Annotated in this window: 13 protein-coding genes; 7 read left to right on the forward strand and 6 right to left on the reverse strand. The window is 73.1% G+C overall.

Annotation, left to right across the window (positions count from 1 at the left end; all coding sequences use genetic code 11):
- Positions 1-47: 47 nt before the first annotated feature.
- Positions 48-1460 (reverse strand): MFS transporter, encoded by a 1413-nt coding sequence (locus tag ACZ470_RS00940; protein WP_468423164.1) that lies wholly within the window; start codon positions 1458-1460, stop codon positions 48-50.
- A gap of 148 nt (positions 1461-1608) precedes the next feature.
- Between ACZ470_RS00940 and ACZ470_RS00945 the strand changes: the two genes are divergently transcribed.
- The 4 genes from ACZ470_RS00945 (at position 1609) to ACZ470_RS00960 (ending at position 4310) form a co-directional block, all read left to right on the forward strand.
- A complete protein-coding gene (locus ACZ470_RS00945) occupies positions 1609-2136 on the forward strand; it encodes a winged helix-turn-helix transcriptional regulator (protein ID WP_468423166.1) in 528 nt (175 codons plus the stop codon).
- A 43-nt stretch (positions 2137-2179) separates the two neighbouring features.
- Complete coding sequence (locus ACZ470_RS00950) at positions 2180-2494, forward strand: DUF6412 domain-containing protein (RefSeq protein WP_468423167.1); 315 nt, start codon at positions 2180-2182, stop codon at positions 2492-2494.
- Between the two features lie 96 nt (positions 2495-2590).
- On the forward strand, positions 2591-3307 hold the full coding sequence (locus tag ACZ470_RS00955; RefSeq protein WP_468423169.1) for a YidC/Oxa1 family membrane protein insertase: 717 nt from the start codon (positions 2591-2593) through the stop codon (positions 3305-3307).
- Positions 3308-3452: 145 nt separating this feature from the next.
- Positions 3453-4310 carry a fumarylacetoacetate hydrolase family protein gene (locus tag ACZ470_RS00960; RefSeq protein ID WP_468423171.1) on the forward strand — a complete coding sequence of 286 codons (858 nt, stop codon included), beginning with the start codon at positions 3453-3455 and terminating at the stop codon, positions 4308-4310.
- A gap of 23 nt (positions 4311-4333) precedes the next feature.
- On the opposite strand, the gene ACZ470_RS00965 is transcribed toward ACZ470_RS00960, so the two are convergent.
- From ACZ470_RS00965 to ACZ470_RS00975, 3 genes are all read right to left on the reverse strand, one after another.
- Positions 4334-5206, reverse strand: a complete 873-nt coding sequence (locus ACZ470_RS00965) for an LLM class F420-dependent oxidoreductase (RefSeq protein WP_468423173.1) — start codon at positions 5204-5206, stop codon at positions 4334-4336.
- 106 nt (positions 5207-5312) lie between these two features.
- Positions 5313-5789 (reverse strand): heme-degrading domain-containing protein, encoded by a 477-nt coding sequence (locus ACZ470_RS00970; RefSeq protein ID WP_468423174.1) that lies wholly within the window; start codon positions 5787-5789, stop codon positions 5313-5315.
- Positions 5786-6862, reverse strand: a complete 1077-nt coding sequence (locus ACZ470_RS00975; protein ID WP_468423176.1) for a Gfo/Idh/MocA family protein — start codon at positions 6860-6862, stop codon at positions 5786-5788. Before ACZ470_RS00975 ends, ACZ470_RS00970 begins: the two co-directional genes overlap by 4 nt.
- Here ACZ470_RS00975 and ACZ470_RS00980 point away from each other — a divergent pair.
- Positions 6852-8051, forward strand: coding sequence for an ROK family transcriptional regulator (locus ACZ470_RS00980; protein WP_468423178.1), 1200 nt, complete (start codon positions 6852-6854; stop codon positions 8049-8051). The genes ACZ470_RS00975 and ACZ470_RS00980 overlap by 11 nt on opposite strands.
- Before the next feature lie 138 nt (positions 8052-8189).
- On the opposite strand, the gene ACZ470_RS00985 is transcribed toward ACZ470_RS00980, so the two are convergent.
- On the reverse strand, positions 8190-9683 hold the full coding sequence (locus ACZ470_RS00985) for a PQQ-dependent sugar dehydrogenase (protein WP_468423180.1): 1494 nt from the start codon (positions 9681-9683) through the stop codon (positions 8190-8192).
- Positions 9684-9913: 230 nt separating this feature from the next.
- On the opposite strand from ACZ470_RS00985, the gene ACZ470_RS00990 reads away from it, so the two are divergent.
- Positions 9914-10639, forward strand: coding sequence for a hypothetical protein (locus ACZ470_RS00990; protein WP_468424029.1), 726 nt, complete (start codon positions 9914-9916; stop codon positions 10637-10639).
- A 15-nt stretch (positions 10640-10654) separates the two neighbouring features.
- Here ACZ470_RS00990 and ACZ470_RS00995 read toward each other — a convergent pair whose 3' ends face one another.
- Positions 10655-11434, reverse strand: a complete 780-nt coding sequence (locus tag ACZ470_RS00995; RefSeq protein WP_468423182.1) for an HAD-IIA family hydrolase — start codon at positions 11432-11434, stop codon at positions 10655-10657.
- 204 nt (positions 11435-11638) lie between these two features.
- On the opposite strand from ACZ470_RS00995, the gene ACZ470_RS01000 reads away from it, so the two are divergent.
- The gene (locus ACZ470_RS01000; protein WP_468423184.1) at positions 11639-12229 is read left to right on the forward strand and encodes a sortase domain-containing protein; all 591 of its coding nucleotides are present in this window, start codon (positions 11639-11641) and stop codon (positions 12227-12229) included.
- Positions 12230-12576: the final 347 nt, after the last annotated feature.

Consider the following 12576-nt stretch of genomic DNA (forward strand, 5'->3'; position numbering starts at 1 on the left):
ACTGCCGTCGGGTGACAGAGGTGAGGGAGCGGCGGGCCGCGGCGGGCTCAGCCGCGTTCCCGGAGGAACACCACCGTGAGCGCCGCCACCGCCGCCAGGGCCACCGAGACCACCATCGCGATGTCCGTGCCGCGTGCCACCCCGCCGCTCGACGACGTGGCGATGGCGATTGTCAGGGCGACGCCCGCGCAGGAGCCGATGTAGCGGAAGGTCTGCTGGGCGCCGGAGCCCATCGCCGCGCGGGCCGGGGGGACCGACTCGACGGCGAGGAGGGGGAGGGCCGCGTTGAGCAGGCCGCTGCCGACGCCGGCGACGATCATGCCGGGGACGAAGCGGGCCGTGGAGCCCGCGTCGACCGCGCCGAGCATGGTGAGGACGCCTCCCGCGTGCAGGGCGAAGCCGAGGGCGAGCTGGACGCGGGTCGGGACGCGGCCGGCCAGGCGGCGGGCCTGGAGGGCGACGGCGAAGGCGAGGCCGGCCCAGAGCAGGGTCAGCCACGCCGTGTCCAGCGCGGACATGCCGAGGGTGCCCTGGAGCACCGCCGGGAGGTAGCTGAACAGGCCGATGACGGACAGGCCCGTGAACAGGCCGCCGATCGAGGAGGCCAGGAAGTCGCGGCGGCGCAGGAGGGAGAGGTCGATCATGGGGGTGGGGGTGCGGCGTTCGACCCGTGCGAAGGCCGCCAGGAGCAACAGCGCCGCCGCCAGCAGCAGCCAGACGGGGGTGCGCAGCCAGCCGTCGCGGCCCAGGGTCAGGGCCGCGACCAGGGAGACCAGGGCCAGTCCGAAGGTCACGGCACCGGCGAAGTCCGGTCGGCCGCCGCGCGGGGAGCGTGACTCCGTGAGGGCGCGGGTGCCGAGGGCGGCCACGATCAGGGCGGCGGTGCCGAGGACGGCGTACGCCGCCCGCCAGTCGGGTATCGCCGCGGCGAGGAGCGGGCCGACCGCGATGCCGCCGGTGACGAACGCGCCCCACACCCCCGTCGCCCGGACCCTGCCGGACGGGGTCGGGAAGGCGTGCACGATCAGGCCGAGGCTGCTGGCCAGGAGGGCGGCGCTGGCGGCGCCCTGGGCGATACGGGCCAGGGTGAACAGCCAGGTGGTGGTGGCGAGGGCGCCCAGTGCGGTGGTGATGCCGAGGGCGAGGGTGCCGGAGACGAAGATCCGGCGGCGGCCGTAGTCGTCGGCGAGGCTGCCGGCGACGAGGAGGAGGGCGGCCAGGCCGAGCGGGGTGCCGTTGAGCAGCCAGGCCTGGGCGGACAGCGGGGTGTGCAGGGCGGCGGCGGTGTCGGGGAGCGTGATGATCGGCGTGGTGTACGTCATCAGGGCCACGGCGGTGGCGGCGCTGGTGAGGGCGAGGGTGGCCGCGGGGCGCGGGGGAGAGTCCCGCTGGGAGCCGGTGCCGCCCGGTCGCTCGGTCGTGGTGGTGGTCGTGGTGCGGGTGGGATCGGTGCCGGTCATGACAGGAGCGTCCTTCTCGGGCTGCGGTGGATCCGGGATGGTCGGGACGCTGTAGGTTCATTGAATGAACTTACGACGTGGCGGTCACCGTAACACCTCAGGTTCGGTCATTGAACCAACATCTGGGAAACTGGTTACAGTGGACGGCATGGCACTGGGCAAGGACTACGCGAACCAGGAGTGCTCGATCGCGAGCGCGCTCGAGGTCATCGGGGAACGCTGGACGCTGCTCGTCATCCGTGACGCCCTCTACGGAGTCCGGCGCTACAACGACTTCCTCGTCCACCTCGGCATCCCCCGCGCGGTCCTCGCCGCCCGCCTCCAGACGCTGACCGCCCAGGGCATCCTGGAGAAGCGCCGGTACCAGGAGTCGCCGCCCCGCGACGAGTACGTCCTCACCGACCGCGGGATCGCCCTGTGGCCCGCGCTGCGGGCGCTCGGCCTGTGGGGCCGCGAGCACCTGACCCGCACCCAGTTGCGCGTCTTCCGGCACGCCGACTGCGGCACCGAGCTGGGTCCTTACGGCGAATGTCCGGCCTGCGGAACCGTGGTGCCGGTGCCGGACGTTGAGGTGTTGCCGGGCCCCGGACTCAACCGGGAACCGGCGGATCCGGTCAGCCGGGCGCTGCTCAAGCCGAAGCGGCTGCTCCAGCCCGTCGAGATCGATCCGGTATAACGGACGGAAGCGGGACCGGAGTTGAGGGGAGAGGGGGCGCGTGATGCGTGATCGCGTGCTGCGGTCCCTCGCCGTGCTGCTCCCCCTCGTGCAGGCCGTCCTGCTGCTGTTGCCGGCCGCCGGTGGGCTGTCCGTGGTCCATGTCGCGCTCGCCGCGACCGCCGCCGCCGGTGCCGCGCTCGCCGTCTGCGCGCTCGTCCTCGCGCGCTGCGCGCCCGCCGTCGCCCCCACCCGGGTCCGTACGGCCATACGCGACCGTGACCGGCGTACGGCCTTCCTGCCCCAGCGCGACCCCGACGCCAAGGGGCGCACCAGGCCCCGGGCACCGGGGCGGGCCCTCCCGGCGACCGCCGCGTAGGGCACCCTTTCGTTCGTTCACACGCCCCGCTGCGGGTCGTCATGCCGCCGTCCATCCCGTACTTCCGGCACGACGAGACCCCCGGAGGGCTCACCCATGTCCGTCTTCGCCAGCCTGGTCGAGCAACTGGCCGACCTGCTCCAGCCGTTGTTCGGCGTCTCCGCGGCGGCCGCCGCGATCGTCCTGTTCACCGCGCTCGTACGACTCCTCGTCCACCCCCTGTCCCGGGCCGCCGCGCGCGGACAGAAGGCCCGCACGGCGCTCCAGCCGCGCATCGCCGAGCTGCGCCGCAAGCACGGCCGCGATCCGGAGAAGTTGCAGCGGGCCGTGCTGGAGCTGCACGCGCGGGAGAAGGTGTCACCGCTGTCCGGATGCCTGCCGAGCCTTCTCCAACTGCCCGCGTTCTTCCTGCTGTACCACCTGTTCTCCAGCGAGACGATCGGCGGGCGGGCCAACGAACTGCTCGGGCACCGGTTGTTCGACGCGCCGCTCGGCGGGCGATGGGCGGACGCGCTCGGGGACGGCGGGATGTTCGGCGGACCCGGACTCGTGTACGTCGGGCTGTTCGCCGTCGCGGGCGTCGTCGCCTGGTTCGGGTACCGGCTGTCCCGGCGGATGATGGCCGCACAGCCCGCGCTGCCCGCCGCCGGCGGGGGCGAACAGGTGCCGGGGCTGGGGGCGGTGACCAAGGTGATGCCGTTCATGTCCTTCTTCACGCTCGTCACCGTCGCCGTCATGCCGCTGGCGGCCGCGCTGTACATGGTGACCAGTACGACGTGGGGGCTGGTGGAGCGGGCCGTGCTGTACCGGTGACGGGCGGGGCGCCCGGTCCAGTACGTGAACGAGGTCTTGCGGAGTGGTACGTCAGCTTGGAGGATCGACCAGTCCTCCGATGGCTGCGCCTCGCCGCATCCGGGTCGTGTTCGTCGGGCGGGCCCGCGATCGAGGGAGACGGATCATGAAGCTGCTGCGAGTCGGTACGGCGGGACAGGAGCGGCCCGCGCTGCTCGACTCCGAGGGGACCCTGCGGGACCTGTCGGGTCTCGTCGCGGACATCGACGGGGCGCTGCTCGCCGACGAGGACGCGCTCGGGCGGATCAGGGCCGCCGCGGACAGCGGGGACCTGCTCGCGCTGGACGAGGCGGGGCTGCGGATCGGGCCCCCGGTGGGACGGATCGGGAAGATCGTCTGCATCGGGCTGAACTACCACGACCACGCCCGGGAGACCGGGGCCGAGCCGCCGTCCGAGCCGGTGATCTTCTTCAAGGCGGCGGACACGGTGGTCGGGCCCCATGACACGGTGCTGGTGCCGCGCGGGTCGGTGAAGACCGACTGGGAGGTGGAGCTGGCGGTCGTGATCGGGCGTACGGCGCGGTACCTGGAGTCGGCGGAGGAGGGCCTCGCGCATGTCGCGGGGTACGCCGTCGCGCACGACGTCTCCGAGCGGGAGTTCCAGATCGAACGGGGCGGGACCTGGGACAAGGGGAAGAACTGCGAGACGTTCAACCCGCTGGGGCCATGGCTGGTGACCGCCGACGAGGTCCCCGACCCGCAGGACCTGTCGCTGCGCCTGTGGGTGAACGGGGAGCTGAAGCAGGACGGGACCACCGCCGAGCAGATCTTCCCGGTGGGTGAGGTCGTGCGGTACGTCAGCCAGTTCATGACGCTCTACCCCGGAGACGTCATCAACACCGGGACGCCTGCCGGGGTGGCGATGGGGCGGCCCGAGCCGAAGCCGTATCTCCGGGCGGGGGATGTCGTCGAGCTGGAGATCGGCGGGCTCGGGCGGCAGCGGCAGGAGCTGAAGGACGCCTGAGCCTCCGCCCGCTCCCCCTCGGTTCAGCCCAGTAGTGCGGCCAGCCTGCGCCAGCCCTTCCTCGGCAGGGGTGTCATGTCGTCCTCCACCACCTGGAGGGCGACATGGTCGGCGCCCGCCTCGTGGAAGGCCGTGACGCGGGCGCGGATCGTGTCGTCGTCGCCCCAGGCGAACACCGCGTCGATCAGACGGTCGCTGCCGCCGTCCGCGACATCGGCGTCGGTGAAGCCGATGCGGAGGAAGTTCTGGGTGTAGTTGGGGAGCCGGAGGTAGCCGGCGAGGTAGGCGCGGGCCGTCGCGCGGGCCCGGGCCGGGTCGTCGTCGAGGACCACCTTGAGCTCCGGTGCCAGCAGCGGCCCGTCACCGAGGGCCGCCCGGGCCTTCGCCGTGTACTCGGGCGTCACCAGGTACGGGATCGCGCCCGCCGCCCGGTCCCGGGACAGCTCCAGCATCTTCGGACCGAGCGCCGCCAGCACCCGGCGGCCGGCCGGCATTCCCGCCCGGTCCAGCTCGTCGACGTAGCCGGCCATCTTCGAGTACGGGCGCTCGTACCCCTTCACCATGGGGCCGTGGCTGACGCCCAGGCCGAGCAGGAAGCGGCCGGGGTGGGCCGCCTCCAGCTCGGCGAAGCGGGCGGCGGCCTCGGACGCCTCGTGCTCCCAGACGCTCTGGATGCTGGTGGCGACGACGATCCGGGAGGTCGCCCCGATCAGCGGGGCGGCGTCCTCGGCGGAGCTGTTGCCCCCCAGCCACAGGGCGCCGAAGCCGAGCTCCTCCACCTCCGCGGCGGCCTCGGCGCGCTCGTCGTGCCCGTGCGGTCCACTGGCGCGCAGTGCCCCGCTCCAGATGCCGTACCTGCCGACGGAGTCCTTCAAGGCGGCGGTGGTGTCGCTCATCGGTTCCGATCCCTCCGGTGGGCCGTGGTGATCACTTCTCCTGTTACCGCGTGCCAACAGGAGCCACACCGGTGCCCATTCCCCGGAGGGCCGGACGGGTGGTCGGTCAGACCTGGAGAAACCGCTCCAGCGCCGCCACCACCAGCAGGTGGTCCTGGAGCTGCGGCAGCCCGGAGACGGTCACCGAGCCGATGACGCCCGCGCCCTCCACCGTGATCGGGAAGGAGCCGCCGTGGGCCGCGTAGGTGTCGGGGTCCAGCCGGGAGGACGCCTCGAAGGTCGTGCCCTTGGCCCGGTGACGGGCGCCCACCAGGTAGGAGGCGGAGCCGTAGCGCTCCACCACCCGGCGTTTGCGGGCGATCCAGGCGTCGTTGTCGGGGGCGGAACCGGGCAGGGCCGCGTGGAAGAGCTGCTGGCCCGCGCGGTGGATGTCGATGGCGACCGGGGCCTGGCGCTCCCGGGCCATCTCCACCAGCAGGGAGCCGAGGGCCCACGCGTCGTCGTGGGTGAACCGCTGGAAGACCAGGCGGCGTTCCTGCGCCTCCAGTTCCTCCACGCTCGGGGTGAGTTCGGGGGTGGTCACAGCGTCACCGTCACCTTCTCCAGGGCCGAACGGCGTGCGGCCTCCAGTACGTCCAGGGCGGCGGCCGCCTCGTGGGCGGTCACCGGGTTGGGGGCGCCCTCCAGGAGTGCGTTCGCCACGGCCGCGTAGTACGCGGGGTAGTCGCCCGGCAGGGTCGGCGTGGGCCGGCCGCCGCCGGTCACGGGGGACTCGCCGGCGCCGACGCGGCCCCACAGCTCCTCCGGCTCCGTGCCCCAGTCGGCGCCGGCCGCCGCCGGGCGCAGGCCGTCGCGCAGGGCGGCTTCCTGGGGGTCGAGGCCGTGCTTGACGTAGCCGGCCTTCGAGCCCAGGACGCGGAAGCGCGGGCCGAGCTGGGCCGTGGTCGCGGAGACGTAGAGGTGGGAGCGGACGCCGTTCGCGTGCGTCAGCGCGATGAAGGTGTCGTCGTCGGTCCGCGCGCCCTCGCGGCGGATGTCCGCCTCCGCGTACACGGCGGTCACCGGGCCGAAGAGGACCAGCGCCTGGTCGACGACATGGCTGCCGAGGTCGTAGAGCAGACCTCCGATCTCTGCGGGGTCACCGGACTCCCGCCAGCCGCCCTTGAGCTGAGGGCGCCAGCGCTCGAAGCGGGACTCGAAGCGCTGGACGTCGCCGAGTACGCCGTCGGCGATCAGCCGGCGCAGGGTGAGGAAGTCGTTGTCCCAGCGGCGGTTCTGGAAGACGGAGAGCAGCAGACCGCGCTCCTCGGCGAGCGCCGCCAGCTCGCGCGCCTCGGCCGCCGTGCCGGCGATCGGCTTGTCGACGACGACCGGCAGCCCGGCCTCGAGGGCGGCCTTGGCGAGTGGGACGTGCGTCTTGTTCGGGGACGCGATGACGATCAGGTCCAGTTCGCCGACGCGGTCGAACAGCTCGTCCGGGGTCGAGGCGACGCGTACGTCCGGGAACTCGGCGCGGGCCTGCTGCTGCCGCTCGGGGTTCGAGGTGACGACCGTGTCGAGCGCGAGGCCCTCGGTCGCGGCGATCAGCGGGGCGTGGAACACGGAACCCGCGAGGCCGTAGCCGATGAGGCCGACGCGGAGGGGAGTGCCAGTCATGGTCCTACTTTCGCAACGCTGTTGCCAAAGTGCAAGCAGAAGAGACAATGGGCGGGTGAACAGGACGAACGACGGCGCGCACCAAGGGGTGAATCTGTTCGCCCTGCGCAGCCACAACACCGCGCTCGTGCTCGACCTGTTGCGGACCGCGGGAGCGGAGGGGATCAGCCGGCTGGAACTGGCCGAGCGGACGGGGCTCACCCCGCAGGCGGTCAGCAAGATCACGGCCCGGCTGCGGGAGGACGGGCTCGCGGCGGAGGCGGGGCGCCGGGCGTCCACGGGCGGCAAGCCGCGCACGGTGCTGCGGCTGGTGCCGGAGGCGGGGCACGCGGTGGGCGTGCATCTGGACCGGGACGAGGTGCGGGCGGTGCTGGTCGACCTCGTCGGGACGGTGGTGGCCCAGCGGAGGGCTCCGCTGGACCTGGGCGCGGGGGCGGAGGCGGTACTGGCGCGGGTGGCCGGGGTCGTCGGGGAGCTGTGGGCGGACGTCGTGGGGGCGGCCCGGCCGTCACCGCTCGGTGTGGGGGTCGCGCTGCCCGGACCGCTCGACCACGGCAAGGGGGTGCTGCACCGGGTCACCGGCTTTCCCGAGTGGGACGGCTTCCCGCTGCGGGACGCGCTGGCGCGGCGGCTGGGGGTGCCGGTGGTCGTGGACAAGGACACCAACGCGGCGGCGCTGGGGCTGGCGGTGGGTGGCGAGGGCGGTTCCTGTGAGAGCGGTTCCTTCGCCTATCTGCACCTCGGTACGGGGCTGGGGGCGGGGCTGGTGATCGGGGGGAGCGTGTACCGGGGGGTCAGGACCGGGGCGGGGGAGTTCGGGCACCAGGTCATCCAGTTGGACGGGCCGGTGTGCGGGTGTGGTGCACGGGGGTGCATCGAGGCGCTGTGCATGGATGCCGTCGGCCGGGGGGATTTCGTGGAGGCGGCGCGGGTGCTGGGGGCGGGGGCGGCGAATCTTGTCGGGCTGCTCGACATTGATTTGGTGCTGCTCGGGGGGCGGACGGTGGCGGGGGCGCCGGAGGCGTTCGTGGGCGGGGTCGGCGCCGTCCTCGCCGCGCGGGCGCGGCGGGAGGGGGGCGGCGGGGACGGGGCCGTGCCCGTGCGGGTTGCGCCGGGTGGGGCGCGGGGGGTTGCGGAGGGGGCTGCGCAACTGGTGCTTGCGCCGCTGTTCGGACGGGGGGACGCCTGACGCCGGTTCCGTGCCGGCGTGCCGTTGCGTGTCCGGGGGTGGGTGTCACTTGCCGGCGTTTGCCGGGTGCCGCTGCGCCCACCCGTGCCGCCCCAGCGGCACGACTGCCCGCAGCTACGCGGCTGCGCAGCTGGGCAGTTATGTCACTGCGCAGGCGTCGCCGTTGAGTTTGAAGCGGGGTGGTGGGGTTGTGTCGCCTGTGTGTTGGGCCAGGTAGCCGAGGGTGATGCTGGCGCCTGGGGCGATCGTGGCGTTGTGGGAGGCGTTTGTCGCCGTGATCGTGTTGCTCAGCTGGGTGATGGTCGTGTTCCAGTCGGAGATGATCGTCTGGTCCAGGGTCACGGGGAACTCCAGCGTCCAGCCGTCCACCGGGGTGTCGCCGGTGTTGGTGACGGTGAGGTCGACCGTCATGCCGGTGCCCCACGCCGTCACCGTGCGGTCCACCCGGCAGGTGGGCTCCTCCCGCGAGAACGACACCCGGTGCAGCCCGCCGGGCAGGTCGTTGACCACGTAGAACTCACCGTCGACGGTCGTGCCGATCGACGTCACCTGCGTGGGCATCCGCCCGATCTCCGCCTGCTCGTAGCCGCCCCGGCCGTCGGGACGCAGCGCCCAGACCGTGGACGAGCAGTAGTCGGTGGCGATGTACGTGCCGCCCACCAGGTCGGCGTACTCCTGGCCGCGGTAGACCCGGCCGCCGATGACCGAGCAGCCGCCGGTGTACGGCGAGTAGGTGAACACCGGCTCGGTGTACTCCTCGCCGGGCGGGCAGTCCCCGTCGGCGAACTTCTCCAGGCCCTCGTAGCAGGACCAGCCGAGGTTGAGCCCGCCCTGGCCGGGGGCGAGGTGGTTGATCTCCTCCCAGTGGCCCTGGCCGACGTCGCCGATCCACATCGAGCCGTCGGCGTCGTCGAAGGAGAACCGCCACGGGTTGCGCAGCCCGTACAGCCAGATCTCCTCGCGGGCGCCGGGGGTGCCGACGAAGGGGTTGTCGGCGGGGACGCAGTACGCGAGCGGGGCGCAGGCGCGGCTCACGTCGATGCGCATGATCTTGCCCAGCAGGGTGTCCAGCCGCTGGCCGGAATCGAAGGGGTCCCCGGAGCCGCCGCCGTCGCCGATGCTCCAGTACAGGTTGCCGTCGGGGCCGAAGGCGAGCTGGCCGCCGTTGTGGTTGTTGTACTCGGCGTGCTCCTGGGAGAGCAGGGGCTCCAGACGGGACTCGTCGAGCCGGTAGCGGGCGACCGTGACCGCGCCGTCGGGCAGTGCCGTGTACGCCAGATACAGGTCCTGGCTGTCGGCGAAGTCGGGCGGGAGGGCGATGCCGAGCAGACCGCGCTCGTTGCCCGTCTCGTCCACGGCGGAGGTGATGTCGATCAGCGGGGTGCCCGCCAGGCCGGTGTCCGGGTGGTAGGTGCGGACGGTGCCGGACTTCTCGGTGATGAACAGCCGGTCGGTGCCGTCGTCGGGGGCGACGATGGCGGTGGGCCGTCTCAGTCCGGAGGCGACCTGGGTGGTGGTCGCGCTGAGCGACGGCAGGGGGACGGACGAGGCGTCCGCCTCCGCCTCCGCCGCCGCGGGTGACGGGGTGAGGAGTGTCAGCAGCACCGCCGCGAGGGTGCTGAGGGCGAGCACCAGACGGCGCCCTACGTTATGGCCATGTATATGACAATCCATAGGTCCTTCTTTCCGTGCGCCGGAAGAGGAGGGGAGATCGTGTGGGAGCGCTCCCGCCCTTCAGGCTGCGGGGCGCGCGACGGAGCGGCAATGCGTGATTGCGCCACTTTCTGGCCGACTGGCGCAAAACTCGCCCGAGCCTTGCCCGAATGGCGGTGTCCGCGACGGCGATCCACCGGCAGGCTCATATGTTCATGCGACTGTTCCCGCCCGCGTCCCTCTGCCTGGCGGCGGCACTGGCCGCCACCCTCCCCGCCGTCCCCGCGGCCCCCGCGCACGCCCACGCCCCACCGCCCGCCTGCGCGCCCGCCGACGGCCGCGACTTCCCCCTCACCACCCGGATCCACGGCGGCCCCGGCGCGTACCCGGCCGGGGGCGGCTTCGCCACCTGGTACCTGGCCCTGACCAACACCACCGACCGCCCCTGCACGGGTGTCCACCCCGTCGTCGTACTCGTCGACGAGGAACGCGCGCTGACCCCCGCACAGCCGCACCTGGAGTTCTACGACGGCGAGGGACGGCCCCACCCCGTCCGGTTCGAGGCCACCGACGCCGACGAACTCGTCGGAGCCCTCGCCGACGACCGCGCGGGCTTCCCCGGATTCACGGTCGGCCCCGGCGAGACCCTCGGTGTGAAGCTGCGCCTCGCCCTCACCTCGGACGCCGTCCCCAACGAGGTCACCGCCAACGCCGCCGTCGTCCAGCGCCGCGGCGACGACGGCGACTGGGTCGGCCAGTCGAACGACTACCGCTTCCGCGTCGACGCCGAACCCGAGCCCGGCCGGGGGAGCGGGCGCTTCCCCCTTGCCCACGAGCTCGCCCCGACCGGGACCGGCGACCGGGTCCTCGTCGTGACCGCGGTGGTCCTGCTCACCGGCGCCCTGGCCCTGCTGCTGACGCGCAGGCGCCCCTGACGCCGGCTCGCCGGCTCAGACGAGGTCCACCAGGTCCGCGATCGAGTCCACGACCCGGGTCGGCCGGTACGGGTAACGGCCGATGTCGTCCTTCGTCGTCAGCCCCGTGAGGACGAGGAACGTCTCCATCCCGGCCTCCAGCCCGGCCAGCACGTCCGTGTCCATCCGGTCACCGATCATGGCGCTGCTCTCGGAGTGCGCCCCGATGACGTTCAGACCGGTCCGCATCATCAGCGGGTTCGGCTTGCCGACGAAGTACGGCTCCTTCCCCGTGGCCTTCGTGATCAGGGCGGCCACGGAACCCGTCGCGGGCAGCGCCCCCTCGGGCGAGGGACCGGTGTTGTCCGGGTTGGTGGCGATGAACCGGGCCCCGGCGTTGATCAGACGGATCGCCTTCGTCAGGGCCTCGAACGAATACGTACGCGTCTCGCCCAGGATCACGAAGTCGGGCTCGGCGTCGGTCATGACGTAGCCCGCGTCGTGCAGCGCCGTCGTCAGGCCAGCCTCGCCGATCACATAGGCGGTGCCGTTCGGGTGCTGGGTGTCCAGGAAGCTCGCCGTGGCCAGGGCCGAGGTCCAGATGTTCTCCACCGGCACCTCGAGACCGATCCGGTTGAGGCGCGCGTGCAGGTCACGGGCCGTGTAGATCGAGTTGTTGGTGAGGACGAGGAACGGCCGCCCGGAGTCCCGCAGCTTCTTGATGAACGCGTCGGCGCCGGGCACCGGAACGCCTTCGTGCATCAGCACGCCGTCCATGTCGGTGAGCCACGATTCGATGGGCTTGCGCTCTGTCATGGGGGCGGACTCCTGCCGTGCGTGGGCCATGGGACGCCTCATGCTATGCAGTCGCCGTCCAAACCTCATCCGCCTCCGCCCTCACCCGTACGGCGCAATCGCCGCACGTCCGGGGATGCGGCGCCGTACCGGGCGCGGGACCCTCGCAGATGTCTGGAGGTGCACGATGAGTTCCCTGCCGGTCGCACTCCGTACGGACTGACCATGGCCGACAAGCAACGCCTCCCGTCCGGTACCGGGCGGCTGCTCGCCGGCGTGGCCTGGCTGGTGCTGCTGCTCGGGCTGTGGCTGTGGGGCCGGGCGCCGGGCGACGTACCCGCCGGGATGTCCGGGACCGCCACCGGCGACATGGCGGCGGCCGGACGCCCGCCCCGGGCCGACGCGCCCCCGCGGCGCCTCGACATCCCCGCCCTCGGCGTCCGGGCGCCGGTGGTCGCCCACGACGTCCCTGACGCACCGCCGGGAGTGGTCCGCTGGCACGCGGACGGGGTTCCGCCGGGCGCGCCCGGCACCGCGCTGATGACGGGGCACGCCGTCCTCCACCGGGCGGGCACCCTCGAACCGGGCCAGGAGATCCGGGTGGTCCGCGCGGACGGCGCGGTCGCCGAGTTCACCGTCGAGGACGTCCGCGCCGGCTCCCCCGACGGCCCCGGCACCCGGCAGGCCCACGAACCGCGCCGCGCGGGACGGGCCGAACTCCGGCTGGTCGCCTGCGGCGAGGGCTCCGAGCGGGCCCCCGACGGCTGCACGGCCGAGGTCGTCGTCTCCGCGTATCCGACCGGAACCGGAACCTGATCCCCCGTAACTCCCCGACGCCCGGCGGTACCTGGCCCGGCCGACGACCCGCTCCCCGGAGGCCGCCGACCGGGCCGGTCCTCGACCGCGCGGGGCCCGGGCCGCGGGAGTGTCCCGGGCGGCCGGCGCGGGAGGCCGTGATGGACCGTGGTGCGGGGGCACCGGCCGGTCGGTGGGCACGACTCTAGAACGAAAGAGGTGCCGGGCCTAGGGGGTGAATGACGCCAAGTCCCGGTGCGGTCGCGGTCCGTGATCTCCGCAGGTGGCCCCCGCCCGCGGATCGCAACGCACACCCTGGGCCGACCCGGGGCACCGGGCTGTAACAGCTCGCGGACAAGGTTGGCTCG

This window comes from Streptomyces sp. NPDC031111 (assembly GCF_055570675.1).

What these genes read in the sequence shown, in the direction of transcription:
- ACZ470_RS00945 (WP_468423166.1), top strand. Translation starts at nt 1,609, where the DNA reads ATGGCACTGGGCAAGGACTACGCGAACCAGGAGTGCTCGATCGCGAGC.
- ACZ470_RS00955 (WP_468423169.1), top strand. Translation starts at nt 2,591, where the DNA reads ATGTCCGTCTTCGCCAGCCTGGTCGAGCAACTGGCCGACCTGCTCCAG.
- ACZ470_RS00990 (WP_468424029.1), top strand. Translation starts at nt 9,914, where the DNA reads ATGTTCATGCGACTGTTCCCGCCCGCGTCCCTCTGCCTGGCGGCGGCA.
- ACZ470_RS00975 (WP_468423176.1), bottom strand. Translation starts at nt 6,862, where the DNA reads ATGACTGGCACTCCCCTCCGCGTCGGCCTCATCGGCTACGGCCTCGCG.
- ACZ470_RS00995 (WP_468423182.1), bottom strand. Translation starts at nt 11,434, where the DNA reads ATGACAGAGCGCAAGCCCATCGAATCGTGGCTCACCGACATGGACGGC.
- ACZ470_RS00950 (WP_468423167.1), top strand. Translation starts at nt 2,180, where the DNA reads ATGCGTGATCGCGTGCTGCGGTCCCTCGCCGTGCTGCTCCCCCTCGTG.
- ACZ470_RS00940 (WP_468423164.1), bottom strand. Translation starts at nt 1,460, where the DNA reads ATGACCGGCACCGATCCCACCCGCACCACGACCACCACCACGACCGAG.
- ACZ470_RS01000 (WP_468423184.1), top strand. Translation starts at nt 11,639, where the DNA reads ATGGCCGACAAGCAACGCCTCCCGTCCGGTACCGGGCGGCTGCTCGCC.
- ACZ470_RS00960 (WP_468423171.1), top strand. Translation starts at nt 3,453, where the DNA reads ATGAAGCTGCTGCGAGTCGGTACGGCGGGACAGGAGCGGCCCGCGCTG.
- ACZ470_RS00965 (WP_468423173.1), bottom strand. Translation starts at nt 5,206, where the DNA reads ATGAGCGACACCACCGCCGCCTTGAAGGACTCCGTCGGCAGGTACGGC.